Source organism: Mycobacterium sp. (assembly GCF_052145595.1).
Taxonomy (GTDB): Bacteria; Actinomycetota; Actinomycetes; order Mycobacteriales; family Mycobacteriaceae; genus Mycobacterium.
In genome coordinates this window covers 1-2780 of sequence record NZ_JBKQOI010000214.1, presented here as the reverse complement: position 1 = coordinate 2780, position 2780 = coordinate 1, and the positions used below count along the sequence as shown (strand labels likewise).

General features: G+C 66.1%; 5 protein-coding genes. All 5 read left to right on the top strand.

Going from position 1 to position 2780, the window contains the following annotated elements:
- The coding region (locus ACLP4W_RS19505; protein ID WP_442388727.1) for a hypothetical protein at nt 1-925 on the top strand (925 nt) is incomplete at its 5' end.
- Between the two features lie 13 nt (nt 926-938).
- Nucleotides 939-1388: a hypothetical protein gene (locus ACLP4W_RS19500; protein ID WP_442388726.1), complete on the top strand. Its 450-nt coding sequence runs from the start codon at nt 939-941 to the stop codon at nt 1386-1388.
- A gap of 31 nt (nt 1389-1419) precedes the next feature.
- Entirely contained in the window at nt 1420-1932 is a 513-nt protein-coding gene (locus tag ACLP4W_RS19495; protein ID WP_442388724.1) for a hypothetical protein, read from the top strand.
- A 73-nt stretch (nt 1933-2005) separates the two neighbouring features.
- Nucleotides 2006-2410 carry a hypothetical protein gene (locus tag ACLP4W_RS19490; RefSeq protein ID WP_442388722.1) on the top strand — a complete coding sequence of 135 codons (405 nt, stop codon included), beginning with the start codon at nt 2006-2008 and terminating at the stop codon, nt 2408-2410.
- A 159-nt stretch (nt 2411-2569) separates the two neighbouring features.
- A partial coding sequence (locus ACLP4W_RS19485) for a hypothetical protein (RefSeq protein ID WP_442388720.1) occupies nt 2570-2780 on the top strand: 211 nt, incomplete at its 3' end.

The following is a 2780-nucleotide window of genomic DNA, read 5'->3' as shown; positions in this document are numbered from 1 at the left end:
AGACCAGAAGGTCCCCCTTGAGGACAGCGAGAAGCTCTCGCTTCTCGTCCACAACCGCGTCTACCAGAAGATGCTCGGGGACGCCGGCTGGGTGCAGGAAAGCTTGGTGTCGGCGTCGATCGCCGCGTCGGCCCGCGAGTCGGCCGACCTGGCGCACGCGTTCAACTTCCAGCCGAAATGGGACCAGCAGATGCCGACGGCGTCCGGCTCGATCCTCTACGGCCAGGTCACCCTGACCTACAACAGCGCGACGGTCACCGGCCTGAACACCAACTTCACCACGGCGGGCACCGGCGGTGTACCCCTGACTGGGTTCTACCTGGTCTTCGGTAACGACCCGACCAAGACTCTCTACAAGGTGAGCTCCGTTCAGAGCGATACCAGCCTCACGCTTTCCGCCGTGTTCTCGACGACGGTTCTACCCAGCGGCTCAGTCACCACAACCGCCCGCTTCATCACCGTCGTCGGCGCCACGGTCACGACCACGGCCGGCTCAACCACCGTCACAGCGGCCAGCTCCGCCTTCACACCCGCCAGCGTCGGCCAGTGGTTGTCCTTCGCCGCGGCCGGCAACGTCGCCACGGGGACGAACCTCTACCAGATCGCCAGCTACACCTCGGCAACGGTCGTCGTGCTGGCAACCCCGATCGCCTCGGCCGACGTGGTCACCGCGGGCACGGCGACGGTGCAGTCCTACACCAATCTGGCCCTGCACGAGTACGCGATCGCCCTGGCCCTGCGGCCGATCGCCACCCCGGACGAGGCCCGCAACGTCGTCGATGTCAGCTACATTGACCTGATGGGCATCCCCCTGCGGGTGATGGTCAGCTACGTGCACATCTATCAGGCCCTCTTCGTCACGGTCGACTTCGGCTACGCCCTGGGCGTCATCCGTCCCGACTTTGGCGTCATCATCACTTGCTGAAAGGGGGGAGTTCATGACCGTCACGTTTCAACAAGACCCCGGCAACATCATGGGTCAGGTCTGGGGACCCGGTACGCCCAACGGTGAGCTCCTCCCCTACGGCATGGCCTCGATGGTGCCGACGGCGACCGGCACCGGCTGGGTGATGGCGCCCAGCAGCCTCGGGCCGGTGCTGGCGATCTCCGCAGCCACCACCGTCACCCCCTACGTCCGGACCATCCTGGCCACGGTCGCCAGCGGCTACGCGCTGACCCTGCCCGCCGCGGGATCGGTCCCGGCCGGGTTCACCTACGACATCAAGAAGATCGACGCCGCCGCGGCGACCCTGACAATCACCGCGGCCGGCTCCGACAAGATCGACGGCGCGGCCACCAACACCAGCCTCACCGCGCAGTATTACTGGATCCGGATCATGAGCGACGGCGCGTCCAACTGGTGGATACTCGGCGCCGGCACCACTTAATTCCCAGCTCCACGTCCAAGGACTACATATCATGATTCTCTCGAATACTCTCACCAGCGCCACGGTGCAGGGTACGGCCGTGCAAGCCGCCGCCGACGACAACCCCGTGCTCGGGTTCGGCGTGGTCGGCAACGGCCGCAACTGGATCTCAACGCCCGGATTTGCCAATTCGGCGGTACTCGCAGCCGGCACCCTGGGTGTCGGTGCGACCCTGAATATCGACTGGACGCAGGTGGGCTATGCCACGCTCACGCTCGCGGCCTCCGGTACGAACGTCATCACGTTCGCCACCACGGCCACGGCCAGCCTCGCAGCCGCCTCCCAGGTCGCCAGTTTTCAGCTCGGCCAGACGCTGCACCTCCGCATCACCGGCGGCGGCGCAGCCGTCACCTGGCCCACCGGCACCTTCAGCTATGTCACCGCCAGCGTTGCGCTCTCCACGACGAACCTGACCATGACCGGGACCACCACCTGGGACATGTTCATCACGTGCACCGGGGTGGGTTCATCTCCCACCTTCGATGTCACGTACCAGGTGACTTGATCCCTTCTTTCCAACATCCCGCGGGACCGCCCTCCCCTACTGTGGGCCCGCGGGTTCTCATTCCGGAGGGATCATGGCATATCAGCAGACGACTCCGACAGCCGACCAGGTCGCCGTTTTGCACAACGGCTCAGTCCCCGTCCAGGTCGGCTTCTACGGCGGCAACCCCGCTGCAGCCGGTGCAACCACCATCGTTCCCAAGCCGCCGCCCGGCGTGGCGATCGTCGTGCTCAGCCTGGCACTCAGTAACGGCGCCGGCACCGCCAACACGGTCAATCTGCAGTCACACACAACCACCTCGGTCGCGACTGGAAACTTCTACCTGGCGGCAGCCGTCGGGTCAGGGCCCGCCCTCACACTGGGTTCTGCCGGCATCTTTGCCACGGTCCCGGGCGAAGCCCTCGACATCAACCTGTCCGCGGCCACCGCCGTGGGCGTCACCCTGAGCTACGCGTATTTCCAGCTCGCGACCCCGTAAGCCCGAACCAGCAACGGGGGTAACCCCGCTTGCGGGGTCGGTCCGGGGGCCCCCCACCCTTTGGACCCACCCCTTCGGGGGCCCGGCCCGCACCCCGGGAGGCTGCTTTCCTCCCCGTATTCACTCGCCACTCGCCACTCGCCACTCGCCACTACTCCCATGGCCGACCAACCGCTTTCCGCGCTCTCCGAGACATTCCAGTACGGATACTCGACCGCCGACGTGATGCTCATCCTCGACGTGCTGGACACGAGCATGTGGACCACGGGCACGGACAAGGGAATCACCGTCGCGACATTCCTCGCCCAGTACCTCCACGCCGGCTCCAACATCACGCTCACACCGGGCGCCAACGGAGTCACCCTCGCCT

What these genes read in the sequence shown, in the direction of transcription:
- ACLP4W_RS19500 (WP_442388726.1), top strand. Translation starts at nt 939, where the DNA reads ATGACCGTCACGTTTCAACAAGACCCCGGCAACATCATGGGTCAGGTC.
- ACLP4W_RS19495 (WP_442388724.1), top strand. Translation starts at nt 1,420, where the DNA reads ATGATTCTCTCGAATACTCTCACCAGCGCCACGGTGCAGGGTACGGCC.
- ACLP4W_RS19490 (WP_442388722.1), top strand. Translation starts at nt 2,006, where the DNA reads ATGGCATATCAGCAGACGACTCCGACAGCCGACCAGGTCGCCGTTTTG.